Here is a 23,647-nt window from a genome sequence, read left to right on the forward strand (position 1 = left end):
CAAGTCTTTCACCTACACTCTTATGCCTCCTTCATGAGTTTTTTACCTCTCATAAAGGATATTATTTTAAAGTGAAGGGGTCAATTTTCAGTGTAAAAAGGGGGTCAATTTATATTGTAAATCAACACTACTGATATACAAACAGTATCTCCCACGAATACTCTTATTTCACTGTTAAAATATGGCCTTATAAGTTCCTCAGCATTTCTTTGATTTTTGATTTCAACATTGTCATACTACACAAAAGTATATCATATATTCAAATCAGTTTTTCAGGAACAAACCCGGCGGAAATCCTGTTCATCAATATGTAATCAAGTACCAGCAGAATACCGCCGCCTATAAACATTACAAAATTATTGAGCAAAAGCACCCCTGTCATCTGGCCTACCAATAAAAGAATTACCGGAATGAGAAGAAAGCCGCTTACCTGCTGTGCTTCCTGGAAGGTTTCCGATTTCGCAGATACCATCACAGTAAATGTCAGCGATAGTAAATTAACTGCAGGTACAATCCAAGATATGATTACGAGCCATTTTATATCCGGGAAAATCAGTTTTCCAAAATAGATGAAGCCTCCAATATCAAATATAATGCCAAAGATTATAAATGAAATAAAGGTAATTATGTAAGATGGCACAAAGACACCTAAAATCTTGGCTCTGAGCAGCTGCTCCATGGATATTGGCGTGTAAAGCAGGGACTCCATGGTCTTGTGTTCCTTTTTCTCATCTGAACAATACACTTGCCTATATTCAGCACCTTCATATCTATCACCTCTAATAATATTTTATATGTTCATCTGTTTTCCGTAAATGGATTTATAGTTGATTTTAGTAGAAAAAGTCAACCTGGAGGAAACCTGAAAATATGTATTATCTCTCATCCAAAAGAAAAGAATATAAAAAAATAGGGATATAATCTATCCCTGTCCGTTTTACATGCTACTGATATCACTATAATAGCATGATTGTCAGCCTCTGTACCTCCCTCTATAATCTTTAAATTTCTTTAATATACTAACTTATTCTTAGATTTTCATAATTGACAAAGCAAAGCCTTTGGATAGTATTCTCTTTTCACCTAGAATTTTAATAAGTGTTGTTATTATTGGTAAGCTTACAAATATAAAAAGGACATACTTACAATTTGGCGAACCATATTTTAAATCTGATAGCAGATATGATTACTACTATAGAGAATAAAATTAAGGTTTGATAAGCTATTTTAGAAGACGATTTATTTACTATAAATATTTCTTATAAAAATCTGAATTAAATAGCGAACAGGATTATTCCACAAATAATATCCACTGAGTGACACATTGAACAACCTGCATATCTTTATAACCGAATGTTTGTTACATCGACTTCTTATAAACTTATAGATTACCTTCAATACAAATGCAGCAAAAGTATATTTTGAATTTTATTTTTTAATAATTAAAACATTATTGGAGCTCTTTTCTATAGGGACTGTAGTGATAATTGTCTTATTGTGCTTCGCAGATATTATTTTAGATGGCTCTAGACTTTGTTTTATACAATAATCAAATCTTTGTTTTGAATTTGAATGATATGGATATTCAAGATTCATGTCTGATGATTTTATTTCATTATGGGTATATTCTGCACTATGTGGTAACTTTAGAATTACACTGCCTGTGTTAGAGCCAGCAGTTATACTATTTGCCCTATCAATATTGGAAAAATCCATATCGATATCATTTAATTTATCTGAAAATGGTACATCATCTTTAAATACAGCATTATCTAAAGGCTCTATTTCTTTACCAGTAATATTACCTACATCGGTTTGAGCATAAATTTTTGCTGATATATTTCTTAAATCAATATTGCCAGTGCCATTAAACACACGAATTTCCCTGATTGAACTGGGAACTTCTATATCAAAATCTATATATATTCCATTAGCGTTCAAGTTTTCTGTAATCCACATCCAATAATTTTCACTATTATTTTTAGCATATAGCGGTTGATAAAAAAGTATTCCATTTTTTATTTGAGGTTTAACAGTTAAATTTTTTAACTTCTTGTCTATATCTGTAAGGTTTTTAGTCTGGATTAGCTTTACATCAACTTTTAATTCATTGGAGCTTGATTTGGTAATTTTAACATTGCCCGAAGAATTAAAAATTGACAAAACATTAACATTAGGCTGTTTGCTTGTATTATAGACATTATGAATAATCGGATTTTTAAGAGTATCACTAATAACATGTATTTTCCCAGTAGAACATCCGGACAACAATATTGCTGTGGCTATACAAAAGTCAAAAATCAGCAATTTTCTTGAAGACATCAAAACTCCTCCTTGTATAATCTAAATGTAATCTTCAATAAAAAATTATTACTATAGAATCACTTGGTGAGTAAAGGGTAGCATAAGATGTTTTTTACTACAACAGATATTCCCTAATACCTTCGTTATTTGACTTAAACAAGCTCTTTTTACTTTAAAATGTTTTTAGGGTCCAATTTATATGTTTTGTGATAAGGATGGTCAAACTGGATATTACGATAAAGAGTCTATTGAACGGCTGAAAGAAGAACACAATTATTTACAGGACTGTATATTGAAAGATTCCGTGAGATACGTAATCTTGAGGAATACGTTACCGAAATTTTAACTGTAATGGCAAAGATAAATATACCCTGAAATTCAAATATAGATATAGTTAATTATAGTATTTGAGATAAACTACCATTGTCAAACTCATATATATAATCGCTTAGCTCATTTATATCTTGTGAAATATGACTTGTTAAAAGTATTGTCTTTCCTTTTGTTTTGAGTTCAAGTAGTTTTTGTTTTATTAATTTCACACCATTTTTATCTAAACCGTTCATTGGTTCATCAAGAATTAATATTTCAGGGTCTTCCATAATTGCTTGAGCTATACCTAACCTTTGTTTCATTCCTAATGAATATTTTTTTACACTTTCATGATTATTTATATCTAAATTAACACATTTTATTGCATTCTCAATTTCTGTATTTCCTATTTTATTATTTATACTAGCTAAAAATTTAAGATTTTCAAAGGCAGTATATTCAGGTAAAAAACCAGGATGTTCAATTAAAACACCAATATTTTCAGGAAAATCAACATCTATGCCAACTTTTTTTCCATTAACATTAATATGTCCTGATGTAGGCCTTACAAATCCACATATAATTTTGAAAAGCAGACTTTTACCTGAACCATTTATTCCAATAAATCCATAACACTTTCCTTTTTTTATATTTAAATCAATATTATTTAATGGAGGTGTTCCTATGGGACAGGAAGCATTAGGAATGATAGAAACAAGAGGATTAGTTGGAGCAATTGAGGCAGCTGATTCAATGGTAAAGGCAGCAAATGTAGTACTTATTGGCTATGAGAAAATTGGATCTGGACTTGTAACCGTTATGGTAAGAGGTGATGTAGGTGCAGTAAAGGCGGCTACAGATGCTGGTGCAGCTTCGGCAAAGAGAGTAGGAGAAGTTATATCAATACACGTTATTCCAAGACCTCATACAGATGTAGAAAAAATATTGCCTAAAATTACAGAATAATTGATTAGGGGTAGATATAAATGGATAATGAGTTAATAGAGAAGGTTTTAGAGGAAATCAGAAAAAAGGTAGATTTGAAAAATATCAGTAAAGATCAATTAAATGAAATCGTAAAATCATCATCTGAAAATTTAATTTCCAGACAAAATAAAGAAAACAATAATAAAAAGGAGGTAGATTTAATGAGCGCACCATCACCAATAACTGAATTTGTTGGAACAGCAAATTATGGAGATACAGTTGGACTGGTAATTGCAAACGTTGATAGTCTTCTACATGAGAAAATGGGTATCGATGCAAAATACCGCTCTATAGGAATTATAAGTGATAGAACAGGAGCAGGTCCCCAGATAATGGCAGCAGATGAGGCCGTGAAAGCCACCAATACGGAGGTTATAAGTATTGAACTTCCAAGAGATACCAAAGGCGGAGCTGGACACGGATCTCTCATAATATTGGCTTCAGAAGATGTATCTGATTCCAGAAGAGCAGTGGAAGTTGCACTTAAAGATACGGACAGGACTTTTGGAGATGTGTATGGATTCGATGCAGGACATGTGGAGCTTCATTATACCGCCAGGGCAAGTCTGGCGTTAAACAAAGCCTTCGGTGCTCCTATAGGTAAATCTTTTGGAATAATAGTAGGTGCTCCTGCAGGACTTGGAGTGGTAATGGCAGATACAGCACTTAAAACTGCAAACGTTGATCTAGTTAGTTATTCAAGTCCTTCAAATGGAACTTCATATTCAAATGAGGTTATCATAACTGTAACTGGAGATTCAGGTGCTGTGAGACAGTCTGTAATTGCTGCAAGAGAAGTGGGATTATCCATAGCAAGATCCATGGGACAGAATCCTGTGTCTACTACTGGTAAACCTTATATTTAATGAATATCGGAAATTCAAAGGGTTTAATATGTTTAAGGAGGGTTCTAGTTAATGAAAAAATCCAAGAGATTTGAAGTATTAGAGAAAAGACCAATTCATCAGGATGGTTACGTTAAGGAATGGCCGGAAGTTGGTCTTATAGCAATAGGAAGTCCCAATGATCCAGCTCCAAGTATCAAATTGGAGAATGGGAAAGTAGTTGAGATGGATGGAAAGAAAAGAGAAGATTTTGATTTTATAGATACTTTTTTGGCAGATCATTCAATAAACTTAGAAAATACCGAAAAAGCCATGGCATTGGATTCAACTGATATTGCAAGAATGCTGGTTGATATAAATGTTTCGAGAGATGAAATAATAAAGATAACAACTTCGCTTACTGCGGCAAAATTAGTGGAAGTAGTTGATAAATTAAATGTAGTTGAAATGATGATGGCTCTTCAAAAGATGAGAGCTAGAAAAACACCTGCAAATCAGGCGCATGTAACAAATGTACGTGATAATCCGGTACAGATTGCAGCAGATGCTGCTGAATCAGGTATCAGAGGTTTTGCAGAAATGGAAACTACCGTAGGTATAGTAAGATATGCACCATTTAATGCAATTGCAATTCTGGTAGGAGCACAGACAGGAAGACCTGGAGTATTGACACAGTGTTCACTGGAAGAAGCTACAGAACTTAAATTAGGTATGCTTGGTTTTACAGCTTATGCAGAAACCATATCCGTATACGGTACAGAGAATGTGTTCGTAGATGGTGATGATACTCCATATTCAAAGACTTTCCTTGCATCAGCTTATGCTTCAAGAGGACTTAAGATGAGATTTACATCAGGTACAGGTTCCGAAGTGCAGATGGGTTATGCAGAAGGAAAATCCATGCTTTATCTGGAAGCAAGATGCATAATGATGACAAAGGGTGCAGGAGTTCAGGGACTTCAAAATGGTTCAGTCAGCTGTATAGGTGTTCCAGCAGCAGTACCAGGAGGAATAAGAGCAGTACTGGGTGAAAATCTTATAACTGAAATGCTTGATCTTGAAGTTGCTTCAAGTAATGACCAGACATTTACACATTCCGATATCAGAAAGACCGCAAGAACCATGATGCAGTTTTTACCAGGAACTGACTTCATATGTTCCGGATATAGTTCTACACCTAACTACGACAATATGTTCGCAGGTTCAAACTGGGATGCAGAGGATTATGATGATTGGATAGTGTTACAGAGAGACCTTAAAGTTGATGGAGGACTTCAGCCTGCTAAGGAAGAAGATGTTGTAGCAGCCAGGAATAAAGCAGCCAGGGCAATGCAGGCACTGTTCAGAGAACTCGGACTTCCTGCTATAACTGACGAAGAGGTTGAAGCTGCAACATATGCTCACGGGAGCAAGGATATGCCTGCTAGAAATGTAGTAGAAGATTTAAAGGCAGCTCAGGAATTATTGTCCAGAGGCACAACTGGATTGGATATAGTAAAGGGACTTTACAAAGGCGGATTTACAGATATAGCTGAAAATGTCCTCAACATATTGAGACAGAGAATAGCAGGGGATTATTTACATGCATCCTCAATATTTGATAATAAATTTAATGTTATAAGTGCTGTCAATGATAAAAATGATTATATGGGACCTGGAACCGGTTATAGAGTAGAGGGAGAAAGATGGAATAAGTTAAAAGACATAACATTTGCTCTAGACCCTGAAAAAATGTAAGAAAGAGAGGGATTGGAATATGGTAAATTCAGTATCTAATGAGGAATTAATAGAATCTATAGTGCAGAAAGTTTTAGAGCAATTGCAGGCTGGCGGAAACCAGGGCAGTACTTCTGCAGGTAGCGATACTCCTGCCTTAAAAGTGGGAAATATGAAGATAGAGGAAATAGGTCCTGCACAAAGGGGTAAGAAGAGTGATGAAGTAGTAATAGGTCTGGCACCGGCTTTTGGATTGTATCAGACTGAAACTATAATAGGAATACCTCATAATGAAGTCCTGAGAGAAATCCTTGCAGGTATAGAAGAAGAGGGAATTTCCTATAGATTTATAAGAGTTTTAAATACTTCCGATGTAGCTTTTGTAGCTCATACTGCAGCCAAGTTAAGCGGTTCGGGTGTTGGCATAGGAATACAGTCAAAAGGAACTACAGTTATCCATCAGAAAGATTTGGAGCCATTAAACAACCTTGAATTATTTTCGCAGGCACCATTGATTGATAAAAAGACTTTTAGGGCAATAGGTAAAAATGCAGCCAGATATGCTAAAGGTGAGTCTCCGGATCCAGTAGCAGTTGTAAATGATCAGATGGCAAGACCAAAATATCAGGCAAAAGCAGCAATACTTCATATAAAGGAAACTGAACATGTGGACAGAAGTGCTAAACCTGTAGAACTAAAAGTAACTTTTGAATAGGGGTGAAAATTATGGCTAATAACGATTTGATAGAACAGATAGTTAATGAAGTTTTGAAAAATGTAGGCTCTACTGGAGCTGGAAATAAAACAGCTCAAGCTTGCTCAGTTCAGGAAAATAATTTAAATGCTGAAAATGCTTATCCGTTGAGCAAGAAAAGACCTGATCTCATTAAGACTTCAACGGGGAAAACTATAAATGATATAAAAATAGAAGATGTTTTAAATGGAAAAATAACTCCAGATGATATAAAGATAACTCCAGAAGTACTTTTATATCAGGCTCAAATAGCAGAATCAGTTGGAAGAAAACAATTTGCACAAAATCTTAGAAGAGCAGCTGAGCTTACAAAAGTTCCAGATGCCAGAGTTCTTGAAATATATGGAGCACTGAGACCTCATAGGTCTACAAAACAGGAACTTTTGGATATAGCAAAGGAACTTGAAGATGACTACAACGCTAAAATAAATGCTTCACTTATAAGAGAAGCAGCTGAGGTTTATGAAAAGAGAAATATGTTTAGAGCTTAGGCAGGTGATATGATGAAATTTGTAGCAGGAGTTGATATAGGAAATTCCACTACTGAGGTTGCAATTGCAGATGTGGAAAATAAATTGGAATTTAAAACAAGTAGTATAGTTAAGACCACAGGAATTAAGGGTACCTTGGACAATGTGGTAGGGATAGTGAAAGCTCTAGGAGATGCTTGTGAAAATATACATATAAATATACAGGATTTAAATGTGATATGTATAAATGAGGCAACTCCAGTAATTGGAGATGTAGCTATGGAAACCATAACTGAGACAGTTATTACAGAGTCCACTATGATAGGACATAACCCGGATACTCCTGGAGGTATGGGAATAGGAGTGGGAAAAACCATATATCTAGATGAACTGGAAGGCATGTCATCCAATGAACCTGTAATCTGTGTGATTCCTAGAAAGGTTGATTTTGAAACTGCTGCAAATAGATTAAATCAGGCCTTTGACAATCATATTGATGTCACTGCTGCCATAGTTCAGGGCGATGATGGAGTGATAATAAACAACAGGCTGAAAAAACATATTCCTATTGTAGATGAGGTATCTTATATAGATAAAGTTCCTATGGGAATGCTGGCAGCAGTGGAAGTGGCATCTCCAGGCAAGACCATAAAGGTGCTGTCTAATCCCTATGGGCTGGCTACTGTTTTTAAGCTTTCACCAGAAGAAACCAAACATGTGATTCCAATAGCAAGGGCTTTGATTGGAAATAGATCTGCAGTTGTTATAAGAACTCCCGAGGGAGATGTAAAAGAGAGGGTAATCCCTGCTGGAAAACTAATCCTGATGGGGGAGAAACAAAAGGGTCAGCTTCCAATAGAAAGCGGTTCGGAAGCTATAATGAAGGAACTGGAAAAAGTATGGCCTCTTAAAGATGTAACCGGTGAGGCTGGAACTAATGTGGGCGGAATGTTGGAGAGAGTAAGACAGGTAATGGGTGAACTTACAAGTCAGAATATAGATGAAGTAAAAATTCAGGATATTTTGGCCGTAGATACCTTTATACCTCAAAAGGTTCAAGGGGGAGTAGCCGGTGAATTCTCCCTTGAAAATGCAGTGGCACTGGCAGCCATGGTAAAAACCAGTAAACTACCTATGGAGAGTATTGCTAAAAAGTTGGAAAATGAGACCAAGGTAAGAGTTATAATAGGCGGAGTTGAAGCCAATGTAGCAGTTAGGGGAGCGCTTACTACTCCGGGTACGGATAAACCATTGGTAATACTTGATATAGGAGGAGGTTCCACGGATTCAGCCTATATAAGCAGAGAAGGAGATATAAGATCCATTCATCATGCAGGAGCAGGACAGATGGTTACAATGCTCATAAATTCAGAATTGGGATTGAATGACTTGAGTCTGGCGGAGGATATAAAAAGATATCCTCTGGCTAAAGTTGAAAGCTTATTCAATATAAGATATGAAGGCGGAAATGTGTGCTTTTATCAAAATCAACTGGATTCTTCTCTATTTGCCAGAAATGTAATTGTGAAGAGTGAAAATGAGATGATTCCAATTCCAACCAGACATTCCATAGAGAAAATAAGAATGGTCAGGAGGGAATCCAAGGAGAAGGTATTTGTAACCAATATCAAGAGGGCTTTAAAGGATATAGCTCCAAATCATGATATAAGAGCTGTGGATTTTGTAGTACTTGTAGGAGGATCCGCGTTGGATTTCGAAATACCAGAGATGATATCTGATGAACTATCCCATTATGGAGTTATATGCGGCAGTGGTAATATACGAGGAATTATGGGACCTAGAAATGCAGTAGCTACAGGATTGGTGATTGCATATTACGAGAGTTTACATCCTGATAAATCAAGAGCATAGAAGAGGTAGTTTAGTATGATTGATAATGTGAATATAAATAGGCCATGTATAAATGTATGTCTTGATAATCCTGCAGAATCTCTTTTAAAAGAGATTCTCGCAGGATTGGAAGAAGAAGGTATTCCCTATGAGCTGCAAAATATGAATTTTACACATGATGAAATAGTCAAAACTGCTTATGAAGCTGCTGAAGAATCCAGAATGGGAATAGCTATTGCAATAAAAAATGACAGAGTGGTACTTCATTATAATAAACTCAAAGAAAATCGTCCTCTTATAAATGTGAGACTTGATTATTATGAAAAAGATAAGGCCAGGATGATTGGCTGTAATGCTGCTAGACTTTATAAAATCATGCCCTTTAAATCCTTTAAAAATGCCAGTGAAGATGATATAAGAAACCAGGTTAAATCGGCGGTTATTTCTGTTTTAAAGAACTTTAATTTAAATATTTCTTAAAATTTTATGTATACTCCATATTTAACAAGGGAGGGATTTTTTATGAATGGAGAGGCCCTTGGTATTATTGAAACTATTGGAATGGCTGCAGCAATAGAAGCTGCAGATAGTTGTGTGAAATCAGCAAATGTAACTCTTATAGGTTACGAACTGACCAGAGGGAGCGGCCTTGTAACAATAAAAATAGAAGGAAATGTAGGAGCTGTCAAAGCTGCCATCAATGCGGCAAAGGTGAGTGCAGGCAAAGTCAATAAAGTTTATTCAAGCCTTGTCATACCAAGACCTGCCAAAGATTTAGACAGTATTATAGAGTCAAAAGAAACAGTTGGACTTGAAGAAAACGGGAAAGAGGCAAAAAAAGAAGTTACAGTTTCTGATGAAGAAAAGGATCATAATCATAAATCTGAGGATTCTGATTATGAAGGAGAAATTGGATATAAACTCCAGGATGTAGATTCAGATGAGGAGACTGAAGAAGAGCAGAACATTGAAACTAGAGAAAAACAAGTCACTGAAACTAAAGATGAGAACTCTTTTGAAACAAATTCGGACAAAAATACGGAAGAAGATTCAGAGCAAGATATAAAAGATGCAGAAGAAGAAGTAAAAAAAAATCCAGAAGAAAATTCAGAAAAAAATATAAAAGAAAATACAGAAGAAGATAAAGAAGTATGTAATATATGCCATGATCCTAAATGTCCGAGAAGAAAAGGACAGCCGAGGAATTTATGCATTCATTACAAAAAAGCATGGGAAGGTGACAGAGAGTAATGGAAGTCAGTGAAAAATTTGTAGAAGATCTAGTATCACATATTGTAAATGAAAGCAGAATTAAAAATAAGGAATTTTCCATACCAGTAGGTGTATCAAATAGACATATTCATGTTACCCAGCAGGATTTGGAGTATTTGTTTGGAAAAGGATATGAACTTACAGTAAAAAGCAAAGTAAAGCAGCCAGGACAATTTGCTGCAAATGAGACTGTTGCCATTGCAGGACCTAAATCATTTTTCCCTAGAGTTAGAATTCTGGGACCGGTTAGAAAATACAGCCAGATTGAAATATCCAGAACTGATTCATACAATCTGGGAATAAAGGCACCGGTTAGAAATTCAGGAAATCTTGAGGATTCTGCAACTCTTTCCGTTATAGGTCCCAAGGGAACTCTGGTTTTTAAAAACAGGGTGATATGTGCCAGCAGGCACATTCATATGCTTCCAAAACAAGCTGAGTCCTATGGTTTGAAAAATGGAGATTTGGTGGATGTAGAAACCAAAGGTTCCAAAGGAGTTATATTCAAAAATGTGCTTATACGTGTGAGCAATGCGTCTGCATTGGAATTCCACATAGATACAGACGAAGCCAATGCATCGGAGATCAAAGGCAGTGATTTAATTAGAATAATAGGTTTGAGCAGGTGATTTAATGGTAAAAGACGTGCTTAATCAAGCTAACTCATTTATTATGGAAATGGAGAAATCTTTTGAGAAGCCCAATAAAATCTCCAAGGATCAGAGCTTGAAAGTTGGAGTGGATTTGGGAACTTCCAACATTGTAATAACAGTACTTGACAGGGAAAATAGACCTGTTGCCGGGCAGCTGTATTCCGCCAGTGTGGTGAGAGATGGAATAGTTGTCGAATATTTAAAGGCGGTAGACATACTTAGAAATTTAAAAGAAAAGCTGGAAAGTAGTCTGGGAAGGAAACTAGAGTGTGCAGCTACAGCTATACCACCCGGAATAAGTGATGGAAATACAAAAGTTATTTCAAATGTGGTGGAAGCTGCTGATTTTAAAGTTACCAATATAATAGATGAACCAACTGCAGCTTCCAATGTTCTAAAGATAGATGAGGGTGCAGTAGTGGATGTAGGAGGTGGAACCACGGGAATATCCATATTAAAGAATGGAAAAGTGGTGCACTGTGCGGATGAACCTACAGGAGGGCATCATCTGAGTCTGGTAATAGCCGGAGCACTTCAGATGGACTATGAAAAAGCAGAAAAATATAAGGTTGAAGAAGAGAATTATAACAGAGTATTTCCTCTGGTGAGACCTGTGATTGAAAAAATGGCGGAGATAGTACTCAGGAATATCAAAGGACATGATGTAAATACCATTTATCTGGTAGGCGGGACTTGTTGCCTGAAAAATATAGAAAATATATTTGAGAAATATACCCATATAAAAACCATTAAGCCCTATAATCCTCTCCTTGTAACACCTATGGGAATAGCTATGAATGACGTTGAGAAATAAGTAGTAGTATACATGAGAATTGATATAAGCGAGGTGAATAAATGGATATAAAAGATTTACTGAGACCTGTGGTTGCCCAGATTGTAAGCATGCTGAACAAAAGGGTGCTTTTGTTTATATCAGGAGGAGCCGTGAATATCAAGGATATATTTGAGACATTGGCTTCTATGAGTATTCTTAAGTATGATATAGTTATGACGGAACCTGCAAAAAAGGTGATTCCAGAGAAATATATAGATGATTTGAACGGAAAATTCATAGAGTGCAAAGAAGAACTGACCCAGGCAGTGCGGGAAGACGATCTGGTGCTGGTACCGGTTATGACAAGAAATACACTGTCCAAGTGTGCAGTTGGCATAGAAGATAATCTGGTCACCATAGGAATAGCCGAAGCTCTTATGATGAATAAAAAAGTAATTGCTGTATCAGACAGCTTCGATCCTGAAAATCCCAGGAATCAGTGTTTGGGGTTCAGCAAAAATGAGGCATATAATAAATTCATATTGAACTATAAAGATACTTTATGCGGCCTGGGAGTTGATTTTATTCAGGGAGATGAACTGAGAAGAACCTTGGAGAGTAAATTTATCCTTTTAAACAATTATAATGATAATTTGTCTGCAGGTGCTGTAGAGGAGAAAAAGATATTCTCCGGCAGAGATGAAGACAAAAATATCATTGATGCTGGACTGCCTGAAAGCGGTAAGGCGTGTAAAATATTATCTCATGTTGTAACTGCAAAGGATATTTTGGCTAACATTGGGAATACGAAGGAAATTTTAATAAAACAGGGTTCACTGATAACTCCTCTTGCAAAAGATTATATGGACAATAATAATATAGTTGTAAGATATTATTGAACACTTGAATTTTAAGAAAGAGGGATGAGTATGTTTTTGGCTAAGGTAGTTGGAAATGTTGTTTCCACACAGAAAGATGAAAAACTGATTGGAAGCAAGCTGCTTATAATTAAAAAAATAGATGAAGATGAAAATATAATAGGTGAACCCGTGGTTGCCATAGATACAGTTGGTGCCGGAATTAATGAAATTGTCATTGTAGTTACGGGAAGCGGAGCTAGAAATGCAACTGAGGCGGGAAGCAGTATACCTGCAGATACCTCTATTGTAGGAATTGTAGATGAGGTTGAATGGAATAAGCGCTGATATGTATGTTTGCATTTTTAAAATGGCATTTTAGGTGGTGATTTATATGAAGATATACACTAAAACTGGTGATAAGGGAAGTACCAGTTTGGTAGGCGGTGAGAGGACAAATAAATATGATCTCAGGGTATGGGCTTATGGAAGTATAGATGAAGCAAATTCATCAATTGGTCTGGCTAGAGCTTATATTGAAGATAAGAAATTGAAAGATAAGCTGCTTAAAATACAGAAGACTCTCTTTGAGGTTGCAGCAGAATTAGCCTCACTTGGAACTGATCATTATAAAGATAGAATAAAAGATGAAGATGTTGTATCTCTGGAAAACACTATAGATGATCTTGATAAAATGCGTCCTATACAAAATGGATTTATAGTACCTGGCGGTACTGTGGAATCTGCTCACCTTGATGTGGCAAGGACGGATGTGAGAAGGGCAGAAAGATATATATCCCAGCTGAAGAATCATTATGAAGTTAACAGCAGTCTTCAAAGGTATATAAATAGATTATCGGATGCTATTTATGCCATAGCCAGATATTTAGATTACAAAGATATATTAAAAAGAGCTGAAGAAAAGCTGACGACATTTAAGGTCAGTGGGGAAATACATGAAAGCAGCTCTGAAAAAGGTCTGGTGGCGAAAAAGACGCTTGGTAGAGAAATTGCTGAATATATAACTAAAAAATGTATAGAGAAATCTCAGAAAATAGGAGTACCAATGGTAATATGCATTGTGGACCCCGATGGCAATACGGTATTGTTGGAGAGAATGGATAATTCCCTTTTAATAAGTTTGAAGGTTGCTTTGAAAAAAGCATATACGGCTGCAGCTCTCAAAAGTCCTACAGGGGATTTATATGAAGCTTCACTGCCCGGGGGAGATTTTTATGGACTCACCCATGATGGAAATGTATTGACCTTTTCAGGAGGATTTCCTTTAAAAGTAGATGATCAAATTGTAGGAGCTATAGGAGTAAGTGGAGGTACAGTAGACGAAGATACTAGCGTTTCAGAATATGGAGTAAAAGTTTTTGAGGAGGTAATAAAAAATGGAATTAAACGGTAATGATCTGTCACAGATAATAGAAAGAGTATTGAAAGAGTTAAATGAAAAGGACACAAAAAAACAGGAAGTAAGCGATGGAGTATTTGACACTATAGATGAAGCCATAGCAGCAGCTTATGAAGCTGAGAAAAAGTTTAAAAATTCTACTCTTGAACAGCGTGAAAAATATATAGCTGCAATGAGAAAAGCAACCATGGACAATGCAATGTCGCTGGCAAATCTTGCTGTAAAAGAATCTGGAATGGGCAGAGTTGATCACAAATATTTAAAATTAAAGCTCACGGCTGAAAAGACCCAGGGTACGGAAGTCCTTAAACCGGAGGCAATTACAGGTGACAAGGGACTTACTTTGGTTGAGCGTGGAGCTTTTGGTGTAATAGGATCTATAACTCCGTCCACAAATCCAGCAGTTACTGTCATATGCAATGCCATATGTATGCTGGCAGGAGGAAATACAGTGGTATTTTCACCTCATCCAGGAGCTTTCAAAACATCCTTGACAACTCTGAAAATTTTGAACAAAGCTATAAGAGAAGCAGGCGGTCCTGATAATTTGCTTACTGCAGTGGCAAAACCTTCACTGGAAAATACAAATGTACTTATGCACGACAGCAGAATAAGAATGCTGGTTGCTACAGGTGGCCCTGGAATAGTAAAGATGGTGCTTTCTTCAGGCAAGAAGGCCATAGGTGCAGGTGCAGGAAATCCTCCAGTGGTAGTTGATGAAACTGCAGACCTAGAAAAAGCAGCCAGGGATATAATAAATGGAGCCAGCTTTGATAACAATCTGCCCTGCATAGCTGAAAAAGAGGTTATAGCTGTAGCAGAGATATACGAAGATTTAATCAAACATATGAAAGAAAACAGAGCTGTTTATGAGATAAATGATGCCCAGGCAGAGAAACTTCTGGGTACAGTTTTGAATAAAGACAGCCAGACAGGCAAGTACTCCATAAACAAAGCTTTTGTTGGCAAAGGTGCAAAATACATCCTGGAGAGCATAGGAGAAAAAGTTTCAGATGAAATAGAGATTTTGATATACAGGGCTAAAAACTCCCATCCATTTGTACAATTGGAGCTTATGATGCCTATACTTTCCATAGTTAAAGTAAAAGATTTTGATGAGGCACTTGAAACAGCCGTGGAAGATGAACATGGGAACAGACACACAGCTGCAATGCACTCCAAGAATGTAGATCATCTGACTGCAATGGCAAGGGCAATAGATACAACTATATTTGTCAAGAATGCACCTTCCTATGCAGGAATAGGATTTGGCGGAGAAGGTCATACTACATTCACTATAGCTGGACCTACAGGTGAGGGACTTACAAATGCAGTTTCCTTTACAAGGATCAGAAGATGCACCATGGCAGATTCCTTTAGAATAGTTTAAAAGAATTTATTCAGGCGCATATTGCAAATACCAAAGTTCAGAGTTTAAATATCAGATCCAGTTGATTTTCGGCTGCACCGAAAATCTTCATTATTTGATATTTAATATCTGAACTTTTATTATAATAAACTACATTATATTGAATTTCAGTAATATATTTTATTTACTGGGACTTATATGCTTGAATTTGCTAAAGTTAAAAACCATCCTTTCGATAATTTAATTAGAATGTTGATGTAATTAATACACTGATTATAATTAACATGTCTATAACATATCTGTACAGAATATATAAATTTTATTTCTTTAGTAAATGCCAGTGTATCCATTAAAGTAAGGGGATGGTGAATATGGATATAGATAATAGCAAGGTATCAGTAAAAAATGTAGACGATATAAAGTTGGAGGATATAATAGACATTGATTTTTTGCAGGAGTTCCAGGACAATTTCGCCAAGAGTGTGGGTATGGCTGCTATAACTTCAGACGATACAGGTAAACCGGTAGTAAAGGGAAGCGAATTTACAGATTTTTGTATGAAGCTGACAAGAGGTTGCAGGATTGGAAATGAAAGATGTGAGGAATGCGATAAGAACGGTGGCATAGAATCCTATAAAACGGGAAAACCTGTTGTTTATTCCTGTCATGCAGGTCTGGTAGATTTTGCTGCTCCCATAATCCTAAAGGGAAAAGTAATTGGAAGCATGCTGGGAGGACAGGTATTGACCGAAAAACCTGATGAAGATAAGTTTAGAAAGATAGCGGAGGAGATAGGTGTTGATCCGGAAGAATATATAAAAGCCCTTAGAAAGGTCAAAATTATAAAAAGAGACAGGATAGAAGCAGCGGCAAATGTACTTTATATGATTTCGAACATACTTTCAAAGCTCGGGTATAATCAATATGAATTAAAGAACATAAGTCAAAATGTAAACGAGAGTCTTGAACAGATAGCCGCATCTATAGAAGAGCTTTCTTCATCTGCGGTAAGTGTATCAGAAAATCATCAGTCCTTAAATAAAGAGATACAGAATATAAAAGAACTGTCGGAAAAAATACATGAAGTTATAAATTATATAAAGAGTATTGCGGATCAGACAAAGATGCTGGGATTAAATGCAGCCATTGAAGCTGCCAGAGCAGGGGAATATGGAAAGGGCTTCGGGGTAGTGGCTGATGAAATAAGAAAGCTTTCAGACAGCTCCAAAGAAACAGCTGTGAGTATTGTAAAACTCAATTCAAATATTCAGGATTCAGTTTTAAAAACGGTTGATGTTTCTGATCACACTTTAAAGACAAGTGAAAATCAGGCAGCAGCTGTTGAACAAATCAATGCCAGTCTGCAGGAAGTACTTTCATTAGTGTCCAGTATGAACGAACTGGCTCAGAGTTTAAAGTAGCTTTAAATTATCTGAATATTAGCATATGTAATTAAAACTGAGCATATACCAAAAAACAAATAGAGATGTGATGTATTCACATAGAACTGCCCTATTCAATTTAAAATAGTCCTAAAATATTAAAAAAAAAGCTATCGTAAAAGTGAATAATAATATATAATCATTCCATACTAAAGTTAAAGTAAAATTTACTTTTAGAGGTGCAAAAATGATATCTAAATTGGGAAGATTATTAATTGGTAAAAGCCTGAAGACAAATGAACTTAAGGCTGAAAAGTTTAATGTGTTTTGGGGACTGCCAGTACTGTCCAGTGATGCAATATCCTCTGTAGCCTATGCAGGTGAGGAGATACTCTGGGTACTGATACCAGTATTAGGCATACTGTCATATAAGTATATGTTCTATGCTGCACTATGTATTGTATTTTTGATGGTTTTAGTCACGCTTTCATATAGACAAACTATAGATGCTTATCCTCAAGGAGGGGGATCCTATATTGTTGCAAAAGATAATTTAGGAACGGTTCCCGGGCTTGTGGCAGGAGCATCTTTAACTATTGGCTATGTGCTGACTGTGGCAGTGAGTACATCCGCAGGTACAGCAGCTATAATTTCTGCAGTACCTCCATTATTGCCCTACAGGGTTGATATAACTCTGCTATTTATATTTATTATAACCATAGGCAATTTAAGAGGGATAAGAGAGTCCGCCAAGGCATTTGGCACACCAACCTACTTATTTATGATTGTCATATTGATCATGATATTTTTTGGAATATTCAAAGTGAAAGTTCTTGGGTATGTACCTAAACCCATGTACGAAATACCAACAGCGGTTTCCGATATAACCGTAATTTTATTTTTGAGAGCTTTTTCATCAGGATGTACGGCACTCACTGGAATAGAAGCAGTGAGCAATGGTATTCCAAGCTTCAAGGAGCCTTCACAGAAAAATGCCAAAACAGTTTTGGAACTTCTTGCATTGGTGGTACTTGTAATATTTGGCGGAGTGTCTTATCTGGCCACCCTCTACCATGCAGTACCCAATTCTGATGTTACTGTAGTTGCCCAGATAGCCCATCAGGTATTTGGCGGCAACATCATGTTCTATTTGGTTCAGATAACTACTGCTATTATACTGATAATGGCCAGTAATACTGCTTTTGCAGGATTGCCGCTGCTGCTGGCCTTCATAGCCAGAGATGGATTTGCTCCCAGGCAATTTGCAAAGAGGGGAAAAAGACTTGGATATTCAAATGGGATCATAACCCTGGGATTGGTGTCAGCTATATTGGTTGTCATGTTTCAAGGTGACACTCACTATTTGATGCCTCTTTATGCAGTGGGGGTTTTTATATCCTTTACGTTGTCCCAGGCGGGAATGTTCAAGAGATGGATAAGACTTAAAAATAAAGGCTGGACCCGCAAGGCGGCCATAAATGGCATAGGCACGCTGGTCACCTTCGCTACAGCTGTTATACTTGGTATAACTAGATTTTTGAATGGAGCCTGGGTTGTATTTATACTTATACCTATATTAGTTTATATTATGGTAGCCATTAAAAGACATTATCGTGAAGTGGCTAAACAGCTGAAGCTTTCAGTAAGCGAGAGACCCAAGGAAAAAGTGGATTTATCCAAGCAGAAGCGATATGTGATAGTACCTATAGATAATCTGAATAAATCTTTTCTGAAGGCTCTGAATTATGCCAGGACCATATCGGACAATATAATAATTTTTCATGTTTCAGTGGATGATGAGGCTACGAAAAAACTTTTGAAAAAATGGCATGAGTACAATGTAGGTATACCTATAGTGGTGAAGAAATCTCCCTATAGAAGCATATTGGGACCGCTGGTCAAATTTATAGAATCAGAAGAATATGCTGCAGGCCCCAAGGATACAGTAACAGTAGTTCTGGCCCAGCTTGTAGTTACAAGATGGTGGGGAAATATACTGCACAATCAAACGGCGCTGTTTATTAGAACCATGCTCCTTAGAAGAAGGAATATAGCAGTGGTTACAGTTCCCTATATAATATTTGAGGACTAAGCACATAGGTGATATCATATCACCTTTTTTTTATTTGTAAAATTCTTTATAAAATTGTTGATTATTTATAGTAATTGTGGTAATATAATTTACATATTCAACTGAAATACATTTGTGTTTTGATTGCGAACAAGGACGGGGTTTTATGAATGCTAAATTTCTTATAATTGATACCAAGATACTTCCTGAAGTATTTGCCAAAGTGGTAAAGGTAAAAGAACTTTTGAGGACTAAAAAGGTAAAGGATATATCAGAGGGAGTAAAAAAGGCTGGTATAAGCAGGAGTACTTATTATAAATATAAAGATTCAGTTTTTACGTTGTCTGAAGGCATAATTGGTCACAAGATAACCATGGGATTGGTTTTAGCCCATAGGGCAGGAACTTTATCCAAAATACTTGATACAATAGCTCAGAAAAAAGGCAATATACTTACTATAAATCAGGATATACCTATCAATAATGCAGCTACTGTATCTATAACTTTCGACGCTTCCAAATTGGAAGTGGAAATCAATGAATTGTTGGAGTATATAAGGAATTTAAAAAATGTCATAAAAGTTAACTTAGTTGCAGTAGAATAAAAAAGCTATTGTCAATTTAAAATAAAGGCTATGATAAGGAAGAGTAGATGATAAACTGCCTACAGAGAGAGGAATTCACAGGCTGAAATATTCCTCAGGAAAGAATTTTTGAAAACCACCTTTGAGTTGTATATTGAAGTTTAAATAGTAGATATTTCCGCAGGTCTGCGTTAAAGGCATGAAGATAGCAGTGATTTGTACTGCATATAAGTGATTGTATGACAGTTTATGGGGTATATATTTTGTTTGGCGGCATTACTGTTAATTTGGGTGGAAACGCGGTAGACTCGTCCCATGGTGGGGTGAGTTTTTTTATTAACTTGAGTTTTATGATTTTACATTTTACCAATTTAAATTAAATAAAAAGGAGGCTTATTAAATGGTAAATATAGCAATGTTAGGATATGGAGTTGTAGGCAGTGGTGTAGCCGAATTGATATTGAGAAACAAATACAAATTTAAAGATGAGCTGGATGAGGAACTTGTACTGTCAAAAATTTTAGTGAAAAATATGAAGAGGCATATGAGCAACAAGAACGTGGGGCTTTTAACGGATAATATAGAGGATATATTTAAGGCAAAAGTAGATATTGTAGTAGAAGCCATGGGAGGACTTGATCCATCTTATGAATATGTAAAAATGGCTTTGAATATGAAAAAGCATGTGGTTACAGCCAACAAAGATCTAATTGCAGAGTACGGATACGAGCTGCTGAAACTTGCCAGAAAAAATGGAGTTACTATTCATTTTGAAGCAAGCGTAGGAGGAGGTATACCAATATTAAAATCAATAAATGAATGCCTGGTGGGAAATCAGATAAGAAGTATAAAATCCATATTGAATGGAACTACAAATTTTATACTATCTAAAATGAATCACAATGGGATGAGTTATGAGAGTGCACTAAAACTTGCACAGAAATTGGGTTTTGCGGAGGCCAATCCTGAATCGGATGTGAAAGGGTATGATGCGGCCAGAAAACTTTCTATTTTATCCACTATTGCCTATAACCGCAGGGTAAGCTGGAAGGATATAAATATTGAAGGAATAGTGAAAATTGACAGTGAAGATTTCAGGTATGCAAAGCATAAAAAATGCAATATAAAACTTTTGGGTATCAGCAAGGTCTGCGGTGATAAGATATATGCTTCTGTTATGCCGGTTATGGTGAAGGAAGATTCAGTGCTTGGAAGGATCGAAGATGAATACAATGCAATTTTGGTAGAAGGTGATGCAGTAGGAGATGTCATGTTTTCCGGTAAAGGTGCAGGAATGTTTCCGACAGCCAGTGCGGTTTTTGGAGATATAGCTGATATAATTGAGCACAAAAAGGAGAAATCCATTATTTTCAGTGCGGAAAAAGCAAATATAAATAAAAATTTAGAATCAAAAAGCAATTGGTTCATGAGAGTAAAGACCTGTGACAGAATGAAAATTATAGAGAGTATATCTGTAAACTTCAAAAACTGCTATATTTTATCAAATGGTTTTTGCGGCAATAAAAATGAAGTGGCAGCTTTTGTGAGTGCTGATAATGAAGATGTGCTGAATGATTATATTGAAAAAATGAAAAGTGATAAATATGCCCAATCAGTAAAAAAATTTTTGGTTCTGGATAAATAACGAGTTATATTGTGATAGAAGATATAAAATTCATACAATTAGGGAGGAATCTAGAGATGACTAAGGTGAAAGTTAGAATACCTGCAACTACTGCAAATATGGGACCTGGATTTGATACTTTAGGTATGGCTTTAAAATTATATAATGAGATTGAAGTTGAAGAGGTAGACAGGCAGACTGAAATATACAATAACAATTTGAAGTCGGAGGAAGATTTTAAGGATAATCTTATATATAAAAGTATAGCTGAGACTATGGATAGACAAAAATATCCCTATAGTGGATTTAAAATAAATGTAATTAGATGCGACATACCTATCTCCAGAGGGCTGGGAAGCAGCTCAGCCTGTATAGTGGGAGGAATAGCCGCTGCCAATGCAATTATGGGAAATAGCATGAATTTGGGAGATATAATTGATTTGGCTACAAAAATAGAAGGCCACCCGGATAATGTGGTTCCTGCTGTTTTGGGAGGTATGGTTGTATCTTTGAAAGTGGGAGAAGAAATAAAATACTCCAAGGTGTCCATTCCCAATAAGCTTAAATTCGTTGCTATGATACCTTCTTTTCAAGTCAGTACTGCCCTTTCCAGAAAAGTACTTCCGGATACCTATCTAAAAGAAGACTGCATATTCAATATATCAAGATCTGCCATGCTTATAAGTGCTCTTTATAACAGTGAATTTGATAAGCTGAGGATATGCTTTGGAGATAGGGTACATCAGCCCTATAGAAAAAATTTGATAAAAAATTCAGATGCCATATTTAAAAAATCAAGAGAACTTGGCTCTGTGGGTGAGTTTATAAGTGGTTCCGGCTCTACACTTATGGCGGTGTTGGATGGAAACGTAGATGAATTTATAAAAGCAATGAGAGAATTTTTAGATGAGCTCGAGGATAAATGGAATGTGATATCACTTGAACCTGATCTGGAGGGAGTCAAGATTGCAGGCTGACAGATTCTGTAAAAAAACAGCATAGCTTAAGATATAATATGAAATAGAGGAATTTTAAGTACCTGTGTAGAATTTTAAAATTAATAATTTAATATACAAAAGAGGTGAAGCTATGCTGGAGATTGAAATGAAATTTAAAGGTATAGAAATTTCTAATGTATGGCAGCAGGACTTAACAAGAATAAAAAAATGGATGGAGATGAAAAATACCTTTGCCCGTGAGGAGACAGATTTGGATAAGCTTACAGAAAGGTTTTTGGAAAGTTATATAAGTGAATGCGAATTTTTCTTAAAAATAGAAAAGAGAGGGAAGCTAATAGGTATATTAAAGGGCAGAGTTGAATTTAAAATTCAAAATGAGCTGTGGATATGGTTTTTCAATCTGGATAAGATATCTGATGATTCCGGTTTGAAGAATACCATACTAAAGAAACTTATGGATTACTTTTCAAGAGAATATGATACATCTGTTTTTTTTACGAGAATAATCAAAAATGAAATTAGAAATTTGAATTTCTGGAAGCGTATGGGGTTTAATGCCGTGAGAAGGGTAAAAAATTTTTATAATGTGAATGACAAGTATATGGATATGATAATTATGAGAAAAATCGGGGCCTAAAGGTAATATTTTTTTTCACAAATTAATAGTATATATAAAAACTATTAATTTGGGAGTGAAAAAATGAAGTACACACGATACGATTTAAAAAAGGACAAGAGTACTAAGACTTTTATGATTTTGATATTTATAGTACTTTTTTCAGCATTTATATTGGGAACTTTTATATTTCAGGTTATAATAAAAAGTCCGGGTGATTTAAATTATACCAGTACATCTAAGAATAAGACAGAAAGTGAATCTGGGAGCAGTTCAATTTTAAAAAATGAAGACGTGAAATTTGCAGCTGTTCAAGGCGGTATTTACAAGGATAAAAATAATGCAGCTCAGGAAAAGGAAGTGCTGTCTAAATACGGACTTCCATTTTATATCACGGAATCGGATAAGATGAGAGTATTTTTAGGAATTTTTACGGAAGATAATGCAGATAAAATTATGAAGTCTCTCGGATCACAGAATGTAGAAACTTCAAAGATGGTATTTACAATAAAACAGGATGGAACCTGTAATACTGAAATAATTCAGATAGTAGATGCAAACTTGAAAGTATTGAACAAACTTTCGGCAGAGGATGTAAAATCCATACAAACTGCAGAATTGAAAAAATGGTGTTCATCTCTTGCAGAAGGAGAAACAGGAAATTATAAGAACAAATCAGTTTTAAAGCAGCTGAAGGAATACATAAATAAGCTTCCTGTGGAAATAACAAAGGATAATAGTGAGGGAAATTATATATATATATTCAATTTGTTAAAAAAAGTGGCAGCCAATTGATTCTGAAATATTCTAAATATGGTAATTATTGG

The 23,647-nt window shown here is 35.7% G+C and carries 23 protein-coding genes, 1 pseudogene and 1 other annotated feature; of the genes and pseudogenes, 21 read left to right on the forward strand and 3 right to left on the reverse strand.

The annotated features are described in order from the left end of the window. Positions 1-259: 259 nt before the first annotated feature. The 3 genes and pseudogenes from CLLU_RS06060 to CLLU_RS19515 all read right to left on the reverse strand — a co-directional run. Positions 260-727 (reverse strand): annotated as a pseudogene (locus tag CLLU_RS06060) (ABC transporter permease subunit); the annotation flags it as partial. Between the two features lie 701 nt (positions 728-1,428). Further along, positions 1,429-2,322: a hypothetical protein gene (locus tag CLLU_RS06065; protein WP_106008677.1), complete on the reverse strand. Its 894-nt coding sequence runs from the start codon at positions 2,320-2,322 to the stop codon at positions 1,429-1,431. A gap of 380 nt (positions 2,323-2,702) precedes the next feature. Further along, positions 2,703-3,326 (reverse strand): ATP-binding cassette domain-containing protein, encoded by a 624-nt coding sequence (locus CLLU_RS19515; protein ID WP_106008678.1) that lies wholly within the window; start codon positions 3,324-3,326, stop codon positions 2,703-2,705. On the opposite strand from CLLU_RS19515, the gene pduA reads away from it, so the two are divergent. From pduA to CLLU_RS06175, 21 genes are all read left to right on the forward strand, one after another. Then, positions 3,301-3,582: a propanediol utilization microcompartment protein PduA gene (gene pduA / locus CLLU_RS06075; protein ID WP_106008679.1), complete on the forward strand. Its 282-nt coding sequence runs from the start codon at positions 3,301-3,303 to the stop codon at positions 3,580-3,582. The genes CLLU_RS19515 and pduA overlap by 26 nt on opposite strands. A gap of 20 nt (positions 3,583-3,602) precedes the next feature. Next, positions 3,603-4,469, forward strand: a complete 867-nt coding sequence (gene pduB, locus CLLU_RS06080; RefSeq protein WP_106008680.1) for a propanediol utilization microcompartment protein PduB — start codon at positions 3,603-3,605, stop codon at positions 4,467-4,469. 51 nt (positions 4,470-4,520) lie between these two features. Beyond that, positions 4,521-6,185, forward strand: a complete 1,665-nt coding sequence (locus tag CLLU_RS06085) for a propanediol/glycerol family dehydratase large subunit (RefSeq protein WP_106008681.1) — start codon at positions 4,521-4,523, stop codon at positions 6,183-6,185. Between the two features lie 19 nt (positions 6,186-6,204). Continuing rightward, complete coding sequence (locus tag CLLU_RS06090; RefSeq protein ID WP_106008682.1) at positions 6,205-6,879, forward strand: propanediol/glycerol family dehydratase medium subunit; 675 nt, start codon at positions 6,205-6,207, stop codon at positions 6,877-6,879. A gap of 11 nt (positions 6,880-6,890) precedes the next feature. Then, positions 6,891-7,409, forward strand: coding sequence for a diol dehydratase small subunit (locus CLLU_RS06095; RefSeq protein WP_106008683.1), 519 nt, complete (start codon positions 6,891-6,893; stop codon positions 7,407-7,409). Positions 7,410-7,421: 12 nt separating this feature from the next. Continuing rightward, positions 7,422-9,260: a diol dehydratase reactivase subunit alpha gene (locus CLLU_RS06100; RefSeq protein ID WP_106008684.1), complete on the forward strand. Its 1,839-nt coding sequence runs from the start codon at positions 7,422-7,424 to the stop codon at positions 9,258-9,260. A gap of 15 nt (positions 9,261-9,275) precedes the next feature. Continuing rightward, the gene (locus CLLU_RS06105) at positions 9,276-9,719 is read left to right on the forward strand and encodes a glycerol dehydratase reactivase beta/small subunit family protein (RefSeq protein ID WP_106008685.1); all 444 of its coding nucleotides are present in this window, start codon (positions 9,276-9,278) and stop codon (positions 9,717-9,719) included. A gap of 42 nt (positions 9,720-9,761) precedes the next feature. After that, positions 9,762-10,490, forward strand: a complete 729-nt coding sequence (locus CLLU_RS19310; RefSeq protein ID WP_106008686.1) for a BMC domain-containing protein — start codon at positions 9,762-9,764, stop codon at positions 10,488-10,490. Then, a complete protein-coding gene (locus CLLU_RS06115; RefSeq protein WP_106008687.1) occupies positions 10,490-11,140 on the forward strand; it encodes a phosphate propanoyltransferase in 651 nt (216 codons plus the stop codon). Before CLLU_RS19310 ends, CLLU_RS06115 begins: the two co-directional genes overlap by 1 nt. A gap of 4 nt (positions 11,141-11,144) precedes the next feature. Continuing rightward, positions 11,145-11,978, forward strand: coding sequence for an ethanolamine utilization protein EutJ (gene eutJ, locus CLLU_RS06120; RefSeq protein ID WP_106008688.1), 834 nt, complete (start codon positions 11,145-11,147; stop codon positions 11,976-11,978). A 41-nt stretch (positions 11,979-12,019) separates the two neighbouring features. Beyond that, positions 12,020-12,838 carry a flavoprotein gene (locus tag CLLU_RS06125; RefSeq protein WP_106008689.1) on the forward strand — a complete coding sequence of 273 codons (819 nt, stop codon included), beginning with the start codon at positions 12,020-12,022 and terminating at the stop codon, positions 12,836-12,838. A gap of 30 nt (positions 12,839-12,868) precedes the next feature. Next, a complete protein-coding gene (locus CLLU_RS06130; RefSeq protein ID WP_106008690.1) occupies positions 12,869-13,144 on the forward strand; it encodes a EutN/CcmL family microcompartment protein in 276 nt (91 codons plus the stop codon). Positions 13,145-13,190: 46 nt separating this feature from the next. After that, positions 13,191-14,210, forward strand: coding sequence for a cob(I)yrinic acid a,c-diamide adenosyltransferase (locus tag CLLU_RS06135; protein ID WP_106008691.1), 1,020 nt, complete (start codon positions 13,191-13,193; stop codon positions 14,208-14,210). Next, positions 14,194-15,606, forward strand: coding sequence for an aldehyde dehydrogenase family protein (locus CLLU_RS06140; protein WP_106008692.1), 1,413 nt, complete (start codon positions 14,194-14,196; stop codon positions 15,604-15,606). Before CLLU_RS06135 ends, CLLU_RS06140 begins: the two co-directional genes overlap by 17 nt. 350 nt (positions 15,607-15,956) lie before the next feature. Next, positions 15,957-17,006: a PocR ligand-binding domain-containing protein gene (locus CLLU_RS06145; RefSeq protein ID WP_106008693.1), complete on the forward strand. Its 1,050-nt coding sequence runs from the start codon at positions 15,957-15,959 to the stop codon at positions 17,004-17,006. 208 nt (positions 17,007-17,214) lie between these two features. Next, positions 17,215-19,059, forward strand: coding sequence for an APC family permease (locus CLLU_RS06150; RefSeq protein WP_106008694.1), 1,845 nt, complete (start codon positions 17,215-17,217; stop codon positions 19,057-19,059). Between the two features lie 145 nt (positions 19,060-19,204). After that, positions 19,205-19,642 (forward strand): ACT domain-containing protein, encoded by a 438-nt coding sequence (locus CLLU_RS06155; RefSeq protein ID WP_106008695.1) that lies wholly within the window; start codon positions 19,205-19,207, stop codon positions 19,640-19,642. Between the two features lie 21 nt (positions 19,643-19,663). After that, positions 19,664-19,940 (forward strand) — a binding site (T-box leader). Between the two features lie 81 nt (positions 19,941-20,021). Next, positions 20,022-21,266 (forward strand): homoserine dehydrogenase, encoded by a 1,245-nt coding sequence (locus CLLU_RS06160; protein ID WP_106008696.1) that lies wholly within the window; start codon positions 20,022-20,024, stop codon positions 21,264-21,266. 56 nt (positions 21,267-21,322) lie between these two features. Continuing rightward, entirely contained in the window at positions 21,323-22,222 is a 900-nt protein-coding gene (thrB, locus tag CLLU_RS06165; protein ID WP_106008697.1) for a homoserine kinase, read from the forward strand. A gap of 112 nt (positions 22,223-22,334) precedes the next feature. After that, positions 22,335-22,841 (forward strand): GNAT family N-acetyltransferase, encoded by a 507-nt coding sequence (locus CLLU_RS06170; protein ID WP_106008698.1) that lies wholly within the window; start codon positions 22,335-22,337, stop codon positions 22,839-22,841. Between the two features lie 63 nt (positions 22,842-22,904). Beyond that, positions 22,905-23,615, forward strand: a complete 711-nt coding sequence (locus tag CLLU_RS06175; protein WP_106008699.1) for an SPOR domain-containing protein — start codon at positions 22,905-22,907, stop codon at positions 23,613-23,615. The last annotated feature ends 32 nt before the right edge of the window (positions 23,616-23,647 follow it).

Origin of the sequence: Clostridium luticellarii, assembly GCF_002995845.1 — a bacterium.
GTDB lineage: Bacteria > Bacillota > Clostridia > Clostridiales > Clostridiaceae > Clostridium_B > Clostridium_B luticellarii.

What these genes read in the sequence shown, in the direction of transcription:
- CLLU_RS06065 (WP_106008677.1), bottom strand. Translation starts at nt 2,322, where the DNA reads ATGTCTTCAAGAAAATTGCTGATTTTTGACTTTTGTATAGCCACAGCA.
- pduA (WP_106008679.1), top strand. Translation starts at nt 3,301, where the DNA reads ATGGGACAGGAAGCATTAGGAATGATAGAAACAAGAGGATTAGTTGGA.
- pduB (WP_106008680.1), top strand. Translation starts at nt 3,603, where the DNA reads ATGGATAATGAGTTAATAGAGAAGGTTTTAGAGGAAATCAGAAAAAAG.
- CLLU_RS06085 (WP_106008681.1), top strand. Translation starts at nt 4,521, where the DNA reads ATGAAAAAATCCAAGAGATTTGAAGTATTAGAGAAAAGACCAATTCAT.
- CLLU_RS06090 (WP_106008682.1), top strand. Translation starts at nt 6,205, where the DNA reads ATGGTAAATTCAGTATCTAATGAGGAATTAATAGAATCTATAGTGCAG.
- CLLU_RS06095 (WP_106008683.1), top strand. Translation starts at nt 6,891, where the DNA reads ATGGCTAATAACGATTTGATAGAACAGATAGTTAATGAAGTTTTGAAA.
- CLLU_RS06100 (WP_106008684.1), top strand. Translation starts at nt 7,422, where the DNA reads ATGAAATTTGTAGCAGGAGTTGATATAGGAAATTCCACTACTGAGGTT.
- CLLU_RS06105 (WP_106008685.1), top strand. Translation starts at nt 9,276, where the DNA reads ATGATTGATAATGTGAATATAAATAGGCCATGTATAAATGTATGTCTT.
- CLLU_RS19310 (WP_106008686.1), top strand. Translation starts at nt 9,762, where the DNA reads ATGAATGGAGAGGCCCTTGGTATTATTGAAACTATTGGAATGGCTGCA.
- CLLU_RS06115 (WP_106008687.1), top strand. Translation starts at nt 10,490, where the DNA reads ATGGAAGTCAGTGAAAAATTTGTAGAAGATCTAGTATCACATATTGTA.
- eutJ (WP_106008688.1), top strand. Translation starts at nt 11,145, where the DNA reads ATGGTAAAAGACGTGCTTAATCAAGCTAACTCATTTATTATGGAAATG.
- CLLU_RS06125 (WP_106008689.1), top strand. Translation starts at nt 12,020, where the DNA reads ATGGATATAAAAGATTTACTGAGACCTGTGGTTGCCCAGATTGTAAGC.
- CLLU_RS06130 (WP_106008690.1), top strand. Translation starts at nt 12,869, where the DNA reads ATGTTTTTGGCTAAGGTAGTTGGAAATGTTGTTTCCACACAGAAAGAT.
- CLLU_RS06135 (WP_106008691.1), top strand. Translation starts at nt 13,191, where the DNA reads ATGAAGATATACACTAAAACTGGTGATAAGGGAAGTACCAGTTTGGTA.
- CLLU_RS06140 (WP_106008692.1), top strand. Translation starts at nt 14,194, where the DNA reads ATGGAATTAAACGGTAATGATCTGTCACAGATAATAGAAAGAGTATTG.
- CLLU_RS06145 (WP_106008693.1), top strand. Translation starts at nt 15,957, where the DNA reads ATGGATATAGATAATAGCAAGGTATCAGTAAAAAATGTAGACGATATA.
- CLLU_RS06150 (WP_106008694.1), top strand. Translation starts at nt 17,215, where the DNA reads ATGATATCTAAATTGGGAAGATTATTAATTGGTAAAAGCCTGAAGACA.
- CLLU_RS06155 (WP_106008695.1), top strand. Translation starts at nt 19,205, where the DNA reads ATGAATGCTAAATTTCTTATAATTGATACCAAGATACTTCCTGAAGTA.
- CLLU_RS06160 (WP_106008696.1), top strand. Translation starts at nt 20,022, where the DNA reads ATGGTAAATATAGCAATGTTAGGATATGGAGTTGTAGGCAGTGGTGTA.
- thrB (WP_106008697.1), top strand. Translation starts at nt 21,323, where the DNA reads ATGACTAAGGTGAAAGTTAGAATACCTGCAACTACTGCAAATATGGGA.
- CLLU_RS06170 (WP_106008698.1), top strand. Translation starts at nt 22,335, where the DNA reads ATGCTGGAGATTGAAATGAAATTTAAAGGTATAGAAATTTCTAATGTA.
- CLLU_RS06175 (WP_106008699.1), top strand. Translation starts at nt 22,905, where the DNA reads ATGAAGTACACACGATACGATTTAAAAAAGGACAAGAGTACTAAGACT.